Raw genomic sequence first — 16,127 nt, forward strand, 5'->3', positions numbered from 1 at the left:
CCGGCTGTTTGGCGCTGGCGAGTAATCTGCGCCCTGACTGCGCCCCTTTTTGGCTGACCGCTTCTGCACTAAAAAGATCTGGATCGTGGCGGGGGGCCTCTGGTCGATACTGGAAATTACCATCGCCAGGGCAGGCGAGATGGGAATGGCGCTGGTGGGCGAATTAGTTATTTGCTGCTGCTGATTGGCAGCTGTTTTCTGGCGATCCCGTGGATGCCCTCCGCCAGTACAGTTATTTTGATGATGACGCTGGGCAATACGCTGAATGCGTTGGTCAATAATGTCTACTGGTCAGTGGTGATTGACGTTACGCCGCACGCCAGCGTGGGCGCTTATAGCGGCATTACGCTGGCAATAGCAAACCTGGCATCGATCATTTCGCCCATGCTAAGCGGTGGGCTGGCGCAATATCAGGGTTATAACGCGATCTTTACCGCTACCGCGCTGATTGTTTTCGCCAGTATGCTGGAAATGTCGCTGCTGCAACCAGAAAAAAGCTGGTTATGACTGGGCGGGAGCCAGTGCCCGTTAGCCGGGTAACCACCTCTTAATTAACCGCGCCGCACAGACCCGCGCGTCAGCACAGAAAAAGCAGGCACTCGTTCCACCATGAATGGGAAGAATACCTGCTCTGTTTCTGTTTTATCGCACCGGGATATTATTTTTTCTGGTTAAGGTAATCGGTCAGGAAATGCTGTGCATTGCCATAGGATGAAAGTGATTCGCTGTAGTTAATGCGGTAAGGCTGCTTCTCATCGGGCAAATAAAGTTCGCCTGAATCCCTGCCAAAGACATTTAACACCACAAAACGATTACCATTAACCGTAAGTGAATAGCTGATCTTTTTATCACTCTTTTGCACATCCATTATCTGAATGCGTTGACTCCAGGGATGATCGATATTTGTGATCTGTACCAGTGCTTTATTATCCTGGCGCGGACCGTAGCGCAATATCCAGACCTGAACGCCCTCTTCGCCCTGCCAGGCCATCACTTTTTCAGCAACTTCTGGACGGGAAAATGATGCATTCTGAGAGGCTATTTTATCCTGCGCAATCACCTGGCTGGACAAGGGTATAAATGCCAGCACAGCCAGCATAAAAGCAATATTTATTTTTTTCACCGACAAACTCCTTTTTTGTTTCGGGGCGGGGAAAATAATAATCAATAAATATCTGTCGTCAATGGGGTTTATATAAATTAGCGACACTGGCCGTTAAAGCGGCGCGCGGATTTATTTCGAATGTATATAATTGGCATGTTTTTATTAGTGGATTAATTAAATAAAACCGGCCATGAAAGGCCGGCTTAAATTAATTATTCTTTTAATGTCAGAACGCTTCCCATCCCTCTGTCGTGGAATTCTGTTTCGGACGCGCAGGCACAGAATATGCAACCTTTACAACCGATTTTTTTACGGCTTCTTGTGACAACGTCACGCCTGTGGCAAGACGAAAGGTCGCTACCATCTGGTTCAGATGTCGGGCCTGATCTTCCAGCTGGCTGGCCGCCGAAGATGACTCTTCAACCAGCGAGGCGTTTTGCTGCGTGACCTGATCCAGTTCGACCACCGCAATGCCTACCTGGCTGATGCCACGGCTTTGCTCTTCAGAAGCAGAGGAAATTTCATCCATAATATCGCGCACCTGCTTAACCCCAACCACGATGGCTTCCATCGACTCTTCAGCGGCAACCGCCAGCTTTGTGCCTTTTTCCACACGTGAAGAGGACTCATCAATCAGCCCTTTAATATCTTTGGCCGCTGCCGCGCTGCGCTGGGCCAGATTGCGCACCTCTCCCGCTACCACTGCAAAGCCGCGCCCGTTTTCTCCGGCGCGTGCCGCCTCTACTGCAGCATTCAATGCCAGGATATTGGTCTGGAAGGCGATGCTTTCGATCACGCCGGTGATCTCAGCGATTTTCTTTGCGCTTTCTTCCAGGTCGTAAATGGTCTTGATTACCCCATCAACAATATCTCCGCCTTTCTCAGCGGTCTCTGACGCCGATAACGCCAGTTTGGATGCCTGCAGCGCATTATCCGCATTCTGTTTTACGGTAGCGGTGATCTGTTCCATGCTGGCTGCCGTCTGTTCCAGTGAAGCGGCCTGCTGTTCCGTACGCGATGAGAGATCGGCATTGCCTGCGGCAATCTCGCTAACGCCGGTAAGAATGGTTTCAGAGCCGCTGCGCACGTTGCTGACGGTATTGACCAGCGCCTGTTGCATACGCGCCAGGCCATTATGCAGTCGCCCCATTTCAGTACGCGCCAGCGGATCTATTTTTACCGGCTGCGTGAGATCGCCATGTTCAATCGCATTAATATGGTTAAGCGCGGCGGTGAGCGGCTGCAACAGCACGCGCTGCAGCACACGCCAGCTAAGCGCAACGCAGGCTAATACCAGTAGCATCACGCCTGTCAGCAACACTTTCATTCGCTGGAAATGTTGGCTGCTGTCCTCAGCGGCCTGGCTGGTCAGATAATTGACCGCGCTGCGCCAGCGCTCGTAATCTTCCAGCATCGCCTGCTGTTTCGGCGCGGCATTAATGGCAAACATTGCGGCCAGGCTGTGCGTATCCGCCGTGTCCATGAGTTGCTGCAACAGCGTCGAGTAAGCTTTATAGCTGGCGTTAAGTTCAGCAGTCAGATGCGGGTCAAGCTGTTTCAACGGCGCGCCAGACTGATATTCCTGATACCAGCGCTCCGCCTCCTGCAGCTGTTGGCGTCCATGCTGGATCATCCCCGGCACTTTTGCGCTGGCTGGGCCTTCCTGCTGGATCCAAATAACGATACGGTTAGCATCGGAGCGCACCGCATTCAGCGCATACCAGGCGTTGGTCAGCGCAGTGACCTTGTCATTGGCCGTGGTGGCAGTAAGGAAATTTTCCTTGTCATTGCTGAGTGAATTAAGAAACAGTCCGCCGGAAGCGAATTGCAGCAGGCCAAACAGAGCGATACAGCAAATCAGAAAGGTGGATGTTTTAATACGGCTAAAAAAGGACATAGCTCCCTCAAATAAAGTGATAAACATCACATTTATCGGCAACTTTACCGGTAACATTAGCATCATTGCTTAATCATCAGGCAGTTGAAAAGGCGGATTATGCTGTAACCTGTTGCTGTAAGAGATGGTGGTTACGAGAGAGTACAAAACCCGGTTAGATTATCCGTTAATCTGACGATCACCACGGGCTATTGATCCCTGGTTTATTTATGCATTTTGATCGGGCTGGATTGTCTGGTCATGAACAACGTATGATGACGCCGGTCATGCAGTGTTGTTACCCTGCTGGCCCAAACAGGGAAACCCTGTATAAATCAAACGCAGCGTAATGGCTATCTGTCAGAGCCGCTAACCTGTTGCAGCGCCTGAGCTACCGAAGCACATAGGATTGAGGGCAGAATTTGTCCATAATAAGTAATGCCTTAGCTGTTGTTAGGTTTTACTTATTGATTCAATAATGGATACGCATTAGATCTCAATCACATTTTTCGGTAACTTTCACGCTAACCAATATGAAGGAGTAACTGATGTCTATCATTAACACCAAAATCAAACCGTTCAAAAACAGCGCGTTCAAAAACGGTGAGTTCATCGAAGTGACTGAGAAAGACGTTGAAGGTAAATGGAGCGTATTCTTCTTTTACCCGGCTGACTTCACCTTCGTTTGCCCGACTGAACTGGGTGACGTGGCTGACCACTACGCAGAATTCCAGAAAATGGGCGTAGACATTTACTCTGTTTCTACTGATACCCACTTCACGCACAAAGCCTGGCACGGCAGCTCTGAAACCATCGCGAAAATCCAGTACGCGATGATCGGCGACCCGACCGGCGCGCTGACCCGTAACTTCGACATCATGCGCGAAGATCAGGGTCTGGCTGACCGTGGTACCTTCATCGTTGACCCGGAAGGTATCATCCAGGCAGTAGAGATCACTGCTGAAGGCATCGGCCGTGACGCCTCTGACCTGCTGCGTAAAGTGAAGGCAGCTCAGTACGTTGCCAGCCACCCGGGCGAAGTGTGCCCTGCAAAATGGAAAGAAGGCGAAGCAACACTGGCTCCGTCTCTGGACCTGGTTGGCAAAATCTAAGTTAGCCTCGCTCTTTATATTTTCATCGGGTGCTGCGGCACCCGATTTTTTGCCTGGAGACCCTCATGCTCGACACCACGATGAAAAACCAACTCAAGGCCTATCTTGAGAAATTAACCAAGCCTGTTGAGTTAATCGCGACGCTGGATGACAGCGCCAAGTCCGCTGAAATCAAAGCGTTGCTGACTGAGATTGCTGAGCTGTCTGAAAAAGTCACGTTCCGTGAAGACAACACCCTGCCGGAGCGTAAACCCTCATTCCTGATTACTAACCCAGGCAACACTACCGGCCCGCGTTTTGCCGGTTCGCCGCTGGGTCACGAATTTACTTCGCTGGTGCTGGCACTGCTGCAGACCGGCGGACATCCGTCAAAAGAGACACAGGCGCTGCTGGATCAGATCCGCCAGCTGGATGACGACCTGCATTTTGAAACCTATTACTCGCTTTCCTGCCATAACTGCCCTGACGTGGTACAGGCGCTGAACCTGATGGCGATTCTGAATCCGCGCATCAGCCATACGGCGATCGACGGCGGCGTATTCCAGAGCGAAATCCAGGATCGCAATGTGATGGGCGTTCCTGCAGTGTTCCTGAACGGTAAAGAGTTTGGTCAGGGTCGCATGAGTCTGGCGGAGATCGTCAGCAAAGTGGACGTTAACGCAGATAAACGCGCGGCGGAAGAGCTGAATAAGCGTGACGCTTACGACGTGCTGATTGTCGGCAGCGGCCCGGCGGGCGCAGCGGCAGCGATTTACTCAGCGCGTAAAGGCATTCGTACTGCTCTGCTGGGCGAACGTTTTGGTGGACAGGTGCTGGATACGGTGGATATCGAAAACTATATCTCCGTACCGAAAACCGAAGGTTCTAAACTGGCCGGCGCGCTGAAAGCGCACGTAAGCGAATATGCTATCGATGTTATCGACAGCCAGAGCGCCAGCAAGCTGATCCCGGCCAGCGTTGAAGGCGGCTTGCATACCATTAAAACCGCCTCCGGCGCTGAGCTGAAATCACGCAGCATTATCGTGGCGACTGGCGCACGCTGGCGTAACATGAACGTGCCGGGCGAAGAGCAGTACCGCACCCGTGGCGTTACCTACTGCCCACACTGCGACGGCCCGCTGTACAAAGGCAAACGCGTTGCGGTTATTGGCGGCGGTAACTCCGGCGTTGAAGCGGCGATCGATCTGGCAGGCATCGTTGAACACGTTACCCTGCTGGAATTTGCCCCAGCGATGAAAGCGGATGCCGTGCTGCAGGAAAAAGTACGCAGCCTGCAGAACGTGGACATTATTCTTAATGCGCAAACGCTGGAAGTGAAAGGCGACGGCAGCAAGCTGACCAGCCTGGAATACAAAGACCGCGTAAACGACACGGTTCATCAGCTGGACGTTGCCGGTATTTTCGTGCAGATTGGTTTGCTGCCGAACACCACCTGGCTGGATGGCACCATTGAGCGCAACCAGATGGGCGAAATTATGATCGACGCAAAATGCGAAACCAGCGTAAAAGGCATCTTTGCTGCCGGTGACTGCACCACTGTACCGTACAAGCAGATCATCATCGCCAGCGGCGAAGGCGCAAAAGCCTCACTGAGCGCGTTTGATTACCTGATCCGTACTCAGCCGGTCGGCTAAGGCCCACCCGCAAAAAAAAGCAGCGGCATCTTCGGATGCCGTTTTTTTTGCCCGGAGTTCAGCGGTCGAGAAAGCGTTGCGGATGATCCGCGATGAGAGACTGGACATTGTCGTAGCGCCCAAAGAGACGGTAGCGATTGCTGGCGATCAAATCATAGCAGCGGTTGCTGAGGGTCGCAGGCAGCAGACGCAACAGCGCCAGGATACGCCACGGCCAGGGCAGCCCGGCCATGACACGAAATATTGCTTCCGCGCGCAGATAAACTTTCCCCTGCCTAATCAGCACAATCGTACTGATGTTTTCTGTAGAGAGCCCTGCCCAGCGCAGTAGCGCTTTGCCCTGCTCGCTCTGCACCGCCGCCAGCCTCACCGTACGATATTTATCGTAGCGTAGCAGGAAATTCACCCACCCGTTACAGAGCCGGCAGGTGCCGTCATACAGTACTACCTGCTCGTCAGGTGAAATCAATGGCGGTGCGGCGCGATCACTCATTGCGGATGCCAGGATCCTCATCGCTAATCGACACAGGATCTTCATCTTCGGTGCCGCTATCCAGCTCATGCAGGCTAATCAGCTGTACCGGCGCATCTTCCAGCCTGTCCAGCCAGCGTTCGCTCACGTCCGGCAGGCTGGTAAACTGCCCGTCAAGAAACAAGAAATCGAGCTGCTCACCCAAATCTTCCAGTAATTCTTCTGGCGCGCTGTAGTTTTCGCCATGCAGATCGCTGCCATCAATTTGATACCCGATCAGCCCATCATGTACGTTCGCCTGGCCCAGTTCGATAACGTGGCCATCGATATTCTGCGCCAGTATGGTACCGTCGCAGTAGAAAAGGTTATAGGGCATTAAGTCCTGGTTACGATTATCGGGCATAACTCCTCCTGTATGGCATTCAGGTTGATAAGTATAGCCAGGCTCTGCAAGGACGCTTATTGTGTGTTGTCCAGCCGCGTCATCGCCTCGATAAACGCCTCTTCGCTCACGCCATACAGCGAATGCTTAACCCCAAGGCGGAACGCATCCTGCAACAGCTGATAAAGCGCGCGCAGATCATCCAGCGTGCGCCGCTCCGGCTGCGCGCCATAGCGGCTAAAACGTCGGTTCTCCAGCGACAGCTGACCGCCGTCCGGCAGATAACGTGCCGCCAGCAGATGATGCCGAAAGTGCGAGTGCGGCCAGGTCGAGACGAAATGATTGGCCATCAGGTAATCGGAAGGATACTGCGTCACCAGATCGAAGCGATAGAGCGGCAGCCACTCCTGGTTACGCCGCTGGCACAGCAGCCACTCTTCACCCAGCGACTGCAATTGATATTCGCCGTGCGGCGTGGTCTGCACCCGATCTGCCTGCAGGCGAATCGGCGCGCTCAGCGTCGGGCCGCCAAAGCCTACATCGGCAATCCAGAAGTCCTCTTCCAGTTGCACCAGCAGCAACATATGGGTACGCGGCGGCACAGACGGCGGCTGGGCAATCACGACTCTGGCCGCCAGCCCGCGTGCATCGAACCCCATCTGCTGCAGCGCCAGCAGAAACAGCGCGTTCTGCTCATAGCAGTAACCACCACGCCGCGCTACGACCAGCTTCTCCTGAATTGCTTCGGTTTCAAGGTGAATCGGGCGATCAAGAAGCACATCCAGGTTTTCAAAGGGTATAGCGCATACGTGCGCCTGATGCAGCTGTGCCAGCGTCGTTAATGAAGGGCGCGTCGCGCCGGTAAAACCGATACGCGCCAGATAAGCGTGAAGATCAAACGGCATAATTTCTTCCTGGTGAAAACGATGCTTATCTTATAGCTGATTTCTGGCGCGGGGTTTGATGCCAGGTGCGCGAGGCATCCATTCATTTTATTTGACTAATCTCACGCTGTTTTTTAACAGCTGACGCGCTCGCCAACAACTTATAATCATTTCGTCGTCGTCCGCGTTGTCGGCCAGGCCGCCCAAACGCGAACAGAGCGCATCGTAACTCAATGCCCGCCTTTCCTGTGCTAACGCTACGACAGCCCGACCCACTAACGCCAAAAACTCGGAGTCATGCTCTACATCTTCAGATAACCAGGACAATTTTTTTTCCCTCCTTCGGTGAAAAAAGACCCCTTAACTATGAACGCTCAAAAAATTTGGGGATCCCTGTAATCGATTTCTGAGACTTATCTCACGTTGAAGATTGTCAAGGCGCAGCGGCGGCTGGGCAAAGCGCTTAGATAAATCTATAACATTTTAATAACCTACCTGCGGTTAATAAAAAAGAGGCAAAAATGAAATGGCGTTCTGGCGTCCAGCATGGATTGAATTTGTACAGAAGCTGTTCCGCCAGGCTTTCGCGGCAGCAGCCTGTCAGCGTCGCGAGCAGCGCCTCCGCTCCGTAAAAACATATCTCAGCTATGCTTAAGTAACGATTTAACAAGGCAAAAAGGAGCAAGAATGAAAAAGCGACTGGCGATACTGCTGTTGATGGCAAGCTGCGGCGTGGCACAGGCAGCAGACGAAGCAAGCAGCGAAGCGCAATCCTATATTGCGGGACTCTGCACCATCACCGGTGAACAGCAAGCGGCGGACGCATCACAGGAAGAGTATGTGCAGAAGCTTAAAGATATGGTGATGCGCGGTTCGGCTCCTTATGGCATGGACACGCCTGAATTTAATCAGGACGAAGCGGAAAAGGTAGCGGATGCTTATAGCAAACTGCCTGACGAGGTGAAAAAAAGTAATCTTAAAGATGTCGCCGCCTGTAAAAAAGCAACGCTGGCGCAGTATCAAAAAGCAGAGTAAATGGGTTAACAGAGCGGGCTACGGCCCGCTTCTGCCGGACAGGCTTTACTCTTTGCCAGTCAAAAAACGATAAATCACCGCAAGATCCTGCTCGCCATAGCCCGCTTCCACGGCCTGCTGCCAGAGCTGAGCAATATGCTGAAGTCCCGGCATCGACTGATCTTCCGCCGCGCTCAGCGCCAGCTGCGCATCTTTAAGCGCCCAGACCAGCTGCATTTGGGGCGTATAGTCGCCGCCCCTGATGGTCTCCAGCTTTACCTTTGCATAGGGCGCTGCTAACGGCCCGCCTTCCAGCACCGACCAGAGTTCGTCAGGAGTAAAACCAAACTGTTGCGCCAGACTGGTGCTTTCCGCCAGCCCCTGCATCATGCTAATCAGCCAGGCGTTTACCACCAGTTTCATTCGCGAACCGGCGCCCGCTTCACCCAACCAACGCGCGCCCTTGCTGATAGCAGCAAACACAGGCTCCAGGCGCGCCGCACGCTGCCGATCGCCGCTGGCCAGCACCAGAATCTGCGCATTTTCGGCAGGCGCTTTGGTGCCGGAAACCGGCGCATCGATATAGACCACATCCGGGCGCGCCGCGACCAGCTGAGAAATAAGTTTGTCGGTGGCTTCCACACCGATGGTGCCCATCTGGCAGAAGATAGCGTTGGGCTTTAACGCTGGCATTATTTGTTGCAGAACGCGTTCGGTGGTTGCGCCGTCTGACAGCATCGCCAACACAACTTCAGCCTGTTCTGCCGCCTGCTGCGGCTCATCACACAGCTGCATGCCCGCTGCCGCCAGATCCTCACCGCGTGCCCGGGTGCGGTTCCAGCCTGCTACCTGAAATTCTTTCTTTACCAGGTTAGCAGCGAAAGCATGCCCCATGGCGCCTAATCCCAATACCGCTACCGCGGGACGTTGATTCATGGTGTAAATCCTTCTGGTTAAATGTCGGTTAATACTGACCTGGGTCTTGATAATAGTCTCGTTTTATATCAGCCAGATTATTAGCTGTTTTCTGCGGCATTCCGGCGGTTTATGCGTGATTTGTCACCGCTGGCCTGAAATATTTTATTAGCGCTTTTTGCAAAATATGACCGGGCTGCCAGGCTTAAACGCAGATGTTACGGAACGTTATCAATTATTTCTGCCGCAGGACGCCTTTATGAAAATCATCCTTCCTCCCTCTTCTGCCCGCTTTATAGCAGCACCCACCCTGCTGGTTTTTAGCTGCATCTGCGCAGCGGCCAGCGATAAATCGACCCTGGTGGTGAGCGCCTCCCCTGGCGGCCTTTCCGAACTGGACACGCCAGCTGCCGTGAGCGTGATCAACGGCGACGATCTGCGTCTGGCCGCGCCGCGCGTTAATCTGTCGGAGAATCTCTCCGGCCTTCCTGGCGTACAAATCCAGAACAGACAGAACTATGCGCAGGATTTGCAGATTTCGATTCGCGGGTTTGGCTCGCGCTCTACCTATGGCGTGCGCGGTATGCGTATTTATGTGGATGGCATCCCGGCAACGATGCCGGACGGTCAGGGCCAAACGTCTAATATCGATCTCAATTCGGTGGATCGCGTGGAAGTGCTGCGTGGTCCCTTTTCCGCGCTCTACGGCAACGCCTCGGGCGGCGTAATCAACATTGAGACCCTAAAAGGCAGTCAGCCCGCCAGCATTGAGGCCAGTAGCTATTATGGCAGCTTCGGTAGCTGGCGCTACGGCCTGAAGGCACAGGGCGCAACCGGCGATGGCAGTCAGGTGGGTGATGTTGATTATGCGGTTTCCACAACCCGTTTTAGCACTCACGGTTACCGCGATCACAGCAGCGCGCAAAAGAATCTCGGCAACGCGCGGCTGGGGGTGCGTATTGATGATGTCAGTACCTTAACGCTGCTGTTTAACAGCGTGGATATCAAAGCCCAGGACGCTGGCGGCCTGACCAACACAGAATGGCACGATAACCCGCGCCAGTCTCCGCGCGCGGAAGAGTACAATACGCGCAAAACAACAAAGCAAACGCAGGCCGGGCTGCGCTATGAACGTCAGATAAGCGAAAAAGATGACTTCCGCCTGATGGCGTGGGCGGGCGAACGTGAAACGGTGCAGTATCAGTCGATCCCGCGCGCGCCGCAGCTAAAACCGACCCATGCCGGCGGCGTAATTGATTTAACCCGTCACTATCAGGGTATCGATGTGCGCTGGACGCATCGTGACGCCATCGGCGCGATCCCCGTAACGCTCACCGGCGGGATTGATTACGAAACCATGAGCGAACGTCGCAAAGGCTATGAAAACTTCATTATGCAAAACGGCACGCCAGCTTTTGGTCATAAGGGCGACCTGCGCCGCAACGAGCGCAACCTGATGTGGAACCTCGATCCCTATTTGCAGACCTCCTGGCAACTTACGCCTGAGCTGACGCTGGATGCGGGGGTGCGTTTCAGCACGGTGAATTTTGATGATAATGATCACTACATCACCGCTGACAACGGCGACGATAGCGGCGAAGCGCGCTATCACCGCTGGCTGCCTGCCGCCGCGCTGAAATATGCGCTGACGGATGCCTGGAATATCTACACCTCTGCCGGACGCGGTTTCGAGTCGCCGACCATTACCGAACTTTCCTATCGCAACGATGACCAGGGCGGTCTGAATAACCTCCTGCAACCCTCAACCAGCGATACGCTGGAGATTGGTAGCAAAACCCGTATTGGCAACGGTCTGTTCAGCGCCGCACTCTTCCAGACCGATACCAAAAATGAAATTGTTGTCGCCAACAGCGAAGGCGGACGCAGCAGCTATAAAAATGCCGGGCAGACGCGGCGACGCGGTCTGGAGCTGGCGCTCGATCAGCAGTTTGCCCTTGACTGGCGACTGCGGCTCTCCTGGACACTGCTGGATGCCACCTATCGCGACAACAGCAGCAGCGCCAAAAATCCGGTGACGCGCGGCAATCGTCTGCCCGGCATTGCCCGCAATATGGCCTGGGCGGCGCTGGAATATGCGCCAGAAACCGGCTGGTACGGCGGTGCCGAGCTGCGTTACATGGGGGAGATTCAGGCCAACGACAGCAACAGTGAACAGGCTCCGGCCTATGCGGTGACCGCGCTGAACGGCGGCTATAAGTACCGCGCCGGGAACTGGGTACTGGATCTGTTTGGCCGCGTTGATAATCTGTTTGACCGCCGCTATGTGGGTTCGGTGATTGTTAATGAAGGCAATGGCCGCTACTTCGAACCAGCGCCAGGACGTAATTACGGCGTGGGCGCTTCGCTGAGCTGGGAATTTAATTAATTCTGCGTTTAGCCCGCACGCGGATAATGTATCAGGTCGTGGATTAACGCTGGCCGGTCGCTGCTATTGCGGTAGGCGTGCGGCACGTCGGCGTTAAAACGCAGCACTTCGCCCTGCTTCAACAGATGCCATTGCTGTGCAACCCGCACCTCCAGCGTACCGGCAATCACCACCACATGTTCTGTTACCCCTGGCGCGTGGGGAGCCGACTCGCTAAACGCACCGGCGGAAAAAGTAATCCCCAGCAGATCGAACCCCAGCAACGGATCGAAATCAGCCAGCGGCCTGACCTGCATCTGTGCATTGCGTTGCTGAAACGGCGGCCGTTCACCGTCGCGATAGTGCGTTACCTCCGCTGGCGCTTCAGGCGGCGTGATAAACAGCGAAAACGGCACGGCAAAGCCGGTGGCGATTTTCCACAGCGTGGCAACCGTAGGGCTTGATTCGCCGCGTTCAATTTGCCCCAGCATCGCCTTACTGACGCCGCTGTGTTCTGCTGCCTGCGTCAGGCTCCACTGGCGCTGCACACGTAAGGCTTTTAGCGTTTGAGCGAGGTGTTGCGTGAGTGCCTGCATCCTTTTCCTCCCGAATGTTATCTTGTGCGCTATAACGCACAATGCTACTGTGTGCGTTATAGCGCACAGGAGAGAATACTATGTTATCGGTGCCGCATGCACGTCAAATTGCTTTCCCGGCTGCGATCGCCGGGTTTATCGCAACGCTTATTGGCTACGCCAGCTCAGCGGCGATTATTTATCAGGCTGCCGCCGCTGCCGGTGTCAGTGCGGATGAGATCGGTGGTTGGTTTACCGCGCTGGGCCTGGCGATGGGCATCAGCTCCCTTGGCTTTTCTCTCTGGTATCGCCAGCCGATCCTTACTGCCTGGTCAACCCCTGGCGCCGCCATGCTGGCAACCAGTCTTGACGGCGTTACGTTGTCACAAACTATTGGCGTTTTTATCTTTACCAATTTGTTAATTGTGCTGTGCGGCATTACCGGGCTGTTTGCCCGCTTAATGAAAGTGATCCCTCAGGCGATTACCGCCGCCATGCTGGCCGGGATTTTATTGCGCTTTGGTCTGCAGGCCTTCGGCGCGCTGCCCACCGATCTGCTGTTATGCGGAATAATGTGTGTTAGCTGGCTGCTGGCGCGTCGGCTGCTGCCGCGTTATGCGATTATTATCACTCTGCTGGCAGGCCTGTTGGTGACGCTGGCGCGCGGCGATCTGCATTTGGCCCAGCCATTGCTGACGCTGCGCTGGCCATCGTTTACTATGCCGTCATTCTCCCTGTCAACGCTACTGGGCGTTGGGTTGCCTTTTTTCCTGGTGACCATGGCCTCGCAAAATGCGCCGGGCATCGCTACGCTGCAGGCGCATGGCTATAACGCGCCGGTTTCACCATTAATTGGCTGGAGCGGCATGATTGCCCTGCTGCTGTCGCCTTTCGGCGGCTTTTCCGTTTGTCTTGCCGCCATTACCGCCGCTATCTGTATGAGTGAGGAAGTGCATCCCGATCGCACTAAGCGCTGGCTGGCTGCAGCCTGCGCCGGCATTTTTTATCTGCTGGCGGGCCTGTTTGGCGGTGCCGTGGGCCTGCTGTTGACCGCCCTGCCGATGGCGCTGATTCATATCCTTGCCGGGCTAGCGCTATTGAACACGCTGACCAGCAGTATTCAGCGAGCGCTGCATCAGGAAGAGACACGCGATGCGGCTATGGTTACCTTTTTAGTGACCGCTTCCGGCATTTCGCTGGCAGGCACAGGCGCGCCATTCTGGGGTTTATTAACAGGAATGCTGGTATGGCTGATATTATCAGCTCATCGGCTTCGCTAATAAGAACAAGCGTTTGTTTAACGTGCGCGTTCAGAGGTAATGGAAATAGCTGTACAGGTTTTTTATTTCTTGTACAGGTATGGGCGTTTGCCGCTTGGTCATCACTTGCTTGCCGGATGAACAAACAATTAAATTACCTGTGGGTTATTACCCTGCGAAATATTCATCAGGGAAACAATAATTGAATAAGCTGATTAACCAGAAAGAGTGAGTTAATAGCAAAACAGCCGGGATAAAAAAACACTCCGACATAATTACAAAAATTATGTCGGAGTGAAGAGGCGTAAAAAATTGGAATTGCCGTGGGCGTTACTCTGCTGGTTTACGCCCTCCGCCATGGCTGTTCTGGCCGCCTTTGCGCCCAGCTTCTGAAGCTTTCTGCGGGTTATTCTTGAAGTTGCCCCCGCTACGCTGACCGCCTTTTTTGCCAGCCTCGGAGGCACGCTGCCGATCGTTTGCGAAATTACCTGCACCACCACGATACTGAGTCATAACAATTCCTCTTTTCTTAACATTAAAGGGGGCAACTCACTCTCCCAGTGGGAGATAAGTAAGCGTAACAACGTTATTAAATGTAGAAGCTCAGTAACGAAGTGCAACTATTTCACCTTCCCTTAAAAGCGCCTCCGTCTGATAAAACTGCTCAGCCTGCAATTGTTTTAATTAATAATTAATCCATAAATACATAATAAGAATTGCTGTTTAAGATTTTTCCTAAAATGAGCACAATTAAGCTTGCGTCTGATTTTTTTAGATAATTTCCACTTTGTTAACATTCATCTATAGTTACTCAGGGACAGGGAGAGAGCATGTTGATAAAAAGGTTGCGCTGCGAAAAGGCGTACCGCGAGAGAGAATTGTTTCTGGTGAGGATGGCGAATACGATCTCTTGCTCTTGTTGATCAACGCGCCCCGGCTGTTATGGTGATCAACTGGGCGTTTTTCAGGCAATGACAGTGCCTCCTGATGCCTTATTTTACAGCCACCTGTCGAATTTTCTGTGCTGCTTGCCTTTGCAAGGGGAATATCAATCAAATACGCGCTCTTTTCCGGCGTTTGATTTATCTCATGTAAAGATAAGATCATTCGAATAGCAGATACCATACGATTTTCTGCCTCTGGCAGCGTCAAATAAGGGCCCTTACAGGTGGCAAAAACATTTTTACGCAGTGGGAATTTGGATGCCGTACTTGCTTTAGGTGAGAATGGTCAGCCGGTTTACCTTTCTGCGCTTCAGTTGCGCGAAACTCTGCGCCTGCGCAAGCAGCAAAAACTTGCCGATTGTCTGGCGATCCCGCAGACCAACGAACGCGGCGACCGGCTGGACTGGTACGCCCCTTTTAATGGCCGGGTAAAATCCTGGCTTAACGCCAGCGAAAGCGAGCGTCGTCAGGCGCTGGCCGAGCTGGAAAGCTATCAACAAACGCTGACTGCCATGAGCCAACGCGCGCTCAGCGCGGACAAGCCAGCACTTAAACTCTTCGGCGCTCTGCTTAGCAAAGCCTTCCAGTTTCCCGATCGTCAATATGTTTATCTGGTAAATGGTCGCCCGGTGCTGACTTTCTGGGGCTTTGTCGATCTGGATAAGCGTTCACGCAGCGATGCGCTTGATTGCCTGCGCAGTTCGCTTCAGCCTGAGCCGATCTCCGATGCTCCTTTGATTAGCACACCTGTGGCTGAGATTTTACCGCTGCCGCCAAAAGCTGAACCCGAACCCGAACCCGAACCTGAACCGGCAGCGCAACCGGTAGCCCCCGCCGCCTCCATTAGCGCTTATCAGGCAATTAATGAACTGCATGAGGAAGAAGAACCCTCGGTCGAGCCGCAGCCGGTACCTACACCGAAGCGTTCGCGTCGTCTGCTGTGGGTCGCTGCGCCGCTGGGGCTGGCTATCGCCGCTGCGCTGGCGTTTACCTTCTGGCCTGCTCAACCGGAGCCTGTCACTGCCGAATCAGCCAAAACAGCAGAGACACTGCCAGCGATCAAACCGCGCGTGGTGATCCCGGCGGCCACCCAGGCACAAACTCTTGCGCTGCATAAAACCCTGCCGCTCAGCAACGCGGCGGTGGTGCCCGCGCAGCCGGAAACGCCTGTGTTACCGGATCCCGCGCCGGTTACCGCGCCGGCGGCCAAAGATGATCTGGTGATGCCGACCAACGCAGTACGAAACGGTTCGGTTGCATTCCTTGACGGTAACTGGCGCGTTTCGTTACAGCTTCGCAATATGCCTGGTTTCAAAGCGCCTACCGTGCGTTATCAGTTCCGCGACGGTAAAGGCTCCGCAACCCTTGTTCAGGGCAATGGCACCCGCTGTAAGGCAGAAGCCACCGCTGGCCTGATGAGCTCAGGCAATCTGATTATCAACAGCCGCTATACCGCCCGGTGCGCGAACGGTACGCGTTATAAAATGCCGCAGCTGGTGTGTAAACAAGGGGATGGCGCCGCCGTGTGTGAAGCGCAGTTTGGCAGCGATGCCGCATTTCCAATGACGATCAAGCGTGAGAGTAAATAAG

Annotated in this window: 15 protein-coding genes and 1 pseudogene; 7 read left to right on the forward strand and 9 right to left on the reverse strand. The window is 53.9% G+C overall.

Translation table 11 applies throughout. The features are described from left to right. Nucleotides 1-192 precede the first annotated feature (192 nt). Nucleotides 193-507, forward strand: a pseudogene (locus tag ACQE3Y_RS11325) (MFS transporter); the annotation flags it as partial. 151 nt (nt 508-658) lie between these two features. Here the strand turns inward: ACQE3Y_RS11325 and ACQE3Y_RS11330 are convergent. Continuing rightward, complete coding sequence (locus ACQE3Y_RS11330; protein WP_426972571.1) at nt 659-1,123, reverse strand: hypothetical protein; 465 nt, start codon at nt 1,121-1,123, stop codon at nt 659-661. Between the two features lie 208 nt (nt 1,124-1,331). Continuing rightward, entirely contained in the window at nt 1,332-3,002 is a 1,671-nt protein-coding gene (locus tag ACQE3Y_RS11335; protein ID WP_426981705.1) for a methyl-accepting chemotaxis protein, read from the reverse strand. A 527-nt stretch (nt 3,003-3,529) separates the two neighbouring features. Here ACQE3Y_RS11335 and ahpC point away from each other — a divergent pair. Both ahpC and ahpF read left to right on the forward strand, forming a co-directional pair. Further along, complete coding sequence (gene ahpC, locus ACQE3Y_RS11340) at nt 3,530-4,093, forward strand: alkyl hydroperoxide reductase subunit C (protein ID WP_085071716.1); 564 nt, start codon at nt 3,530-3,532, stop codon at nt 4,091-4,093. 65 nt (nt 4,094-4,158) lie between these two features. Beyond that, entirely contained in the window at nt 4,159-5,727 is a 1,569-nt protein-coding gene (gene ahpF / locus ACQE3Y_RS11345) for an alkyl hydroperoxide reductase subunit F (RefSeq protein WP_426981706.1), read from the forward strand. Between the two features lie 58 nt (nt 5,728-5,785). Here ahpF and ACQE3Y_RS11350 read toward each other — a convergent pair whose 3' ends face one another. The 3 genes from ACQE3Y_RS11350 to ACQE3Y_RS11360 are packed head-to-tail and all read right to left on the reverse strand — an operon-like array spanning nt 5,786 to nt 7,486. Next, nucleotides 5,786-6,220 carry a thiol-disulfide oxidoreductase DCC family protein gene (locus ACQE3Y_RS11350; RefSeq protein WP_426972567.1) on the reverse strand — a complete coding sequence of 145 codons (435 nt, stop codon included), beginning with the start codon at nt 6,218-6,220 and terminating at the stop codon, nt 5,786-5,788. Further along, nucleotides 6,213-6,602, reverse strand: a complete 390-nt coding sequence (locus ACQE3Y_RS11355) for a hypothetical protein (protein WP_250649968.1) — start codon at nt 6,600-6,602, stop codon at nt 6,213-6,215. Before ACQE3Y_RS11355 ends, ACQE3Y_RS11350 begins: the two co-directional genes overlap by 8 nt. Before the next feature lie 56 nt (nt 6,603-6,658). Next, entirely contained in the window at nt 6,659-7,486 is an 828-nt protein-coding gene (locus ACQE3Y_RS11360; protein ID WP_426972566.1) for an arylamine N-acetyltransferase family protein, read from the reverse strand. Nucleotides 7,487-8,152: 666 nt separating this feature from the next. Between ACQE3Y_RS11360 and ACQE3Y_RS11365 the strand changes: the two genes are divergently transcribed. Further along, nucleotides 8,153-8,500: a hypothetical protein gene (locus tag ACQE3Y_RS11365; RefSeq protein WP_426981707.1), complete on the forward strand. Its 348-nt coding sequence runs from the start codon at nt 8,153-8,155 to the stop codon at nt 8,498-8,500. A 45-nt stretch (nt 8,501-8,545) separates the two neighbouring features. Here ACQE3Y_RS11365 and ACQE3Y_RS11370 read toward each other — a convergent pair whose 3' ends face one another. Further along, nucleotides 8,546-9,415, reverse strand: coding sequence for an NAD(P)-dependent oxidoreductase (locus ACQE3Y_RS11370; protein ID WP_426981708.1), 870 nt, complete (start codon nt 9,413-9,415; stop codon nt 8,546-8,548). A gap of 238 nt (nt 9,416-9,653) precedes the next feature. On the opposite strand from ACQE3Y_RS11370, the gene pqqU reads away from it, so the two are divergent. Beyond that, nucleotides 9,654-11,780 (forward strand): TonB-dependent receptor PqqU, encoded by a 2,127-nt coding sequence (gene pqqU, locus ACQE3Y_RS11375; RefSeq protein ID WP_426981709.1) that lies wholly within the window; start codon nt 9,654-9,656, stop codon nt 11,778-11,780. Between the two features lie 8 nt (nt 11,781-11,788). Here the strand turns inward: pqqU and ACQE3Y_RS11380 are convergent, their stop codons facing one another. Then, nucleotides 11,789-12,355, reverse strand: a complete 567-nt coding sequence (locus ACQE3Y_RS11380) for a helix-turn-helix domain-containing protein (protein ID WP_426981710.1) — start codon at nt 12,353-12,355, stop codon at nt 11,789-11,791. Nucleotides 12,356-12,435: 80 nt separating this feature from the next. On the opposite strand from ACQE3Y_RS11380, the gene ACQE3Y_RS11385 reads away from it, so the two are divergent. Continuing rightward, nucleotides 12,436-13,614: a benzoate/H(+) symporter BenE family transporter gene (locus ACQE3Y_RS11385; RefSeq protein WP_426981711.1), complete on the forward strand. Its 1,179-nt coding sequence runs from the start codon at nt 12,436-12,438 to the stop codon at nt 13,612-13,614. A gap of 309 nt (nt 13,615-13,923) precedes the next feature. Here the strand turns inward: ACQE3Y_RS11385 and ACQE3Y_RS11390 are convergent, their stop codons facing one another. Next, nucleotides 13,924-14,106 carry a general stress protein gene (locus ACQE3Y_RS11390; RefSeq protein ID WP_038626107.1) on the reverse strand — a complete coding sequence of 61 codons (183 nt, stop codon included), beginning with the start codon at nt 14,104-14,106 and terminating at the stop codon, nt 13,924-13,926. A gap of 294 nt (nt 14,107-14,400) precedes the next feature. Beyond that, a complete protein-coding gene (locus tag ACQE3Y_RS11395) occupies nt 14,401-14,718 on the reverse strand; it encodes a hypothetical protein (protein WP_426981712.1) in 318 nt (105 codons plus the stop codon). Between the two features lie 43 nt (nt 14,719-14,761). Here ACQE3Y_RS11395 and ACQE3Y_RS11400 point away from each other — a divergent pair, with 43 nt between their 5' ends. Beyond that, complete coding sequence (locus tag ACQE3Y_RS11400; RefSeq protein ID WP_426981713.1) at nt 14,762-16,126, forward strand: SrfA family protein; 1,365 nt, start codon at nt 14,762-14,764, stop codon at nt 16,124-16,126. The last annotated feature ends 1 nt before the right edge of the window (nt 16,127 follow it).

Source organism: Pantoea sp. FN0305 (assembly GCF_050113845.1).
Classification (GTDB): Bacteria; Pseudomonadota; Gammaproteobacteria; order Enterobacterales; family Enterobacteriaceae; genus Mixta; species Mixta alhagi.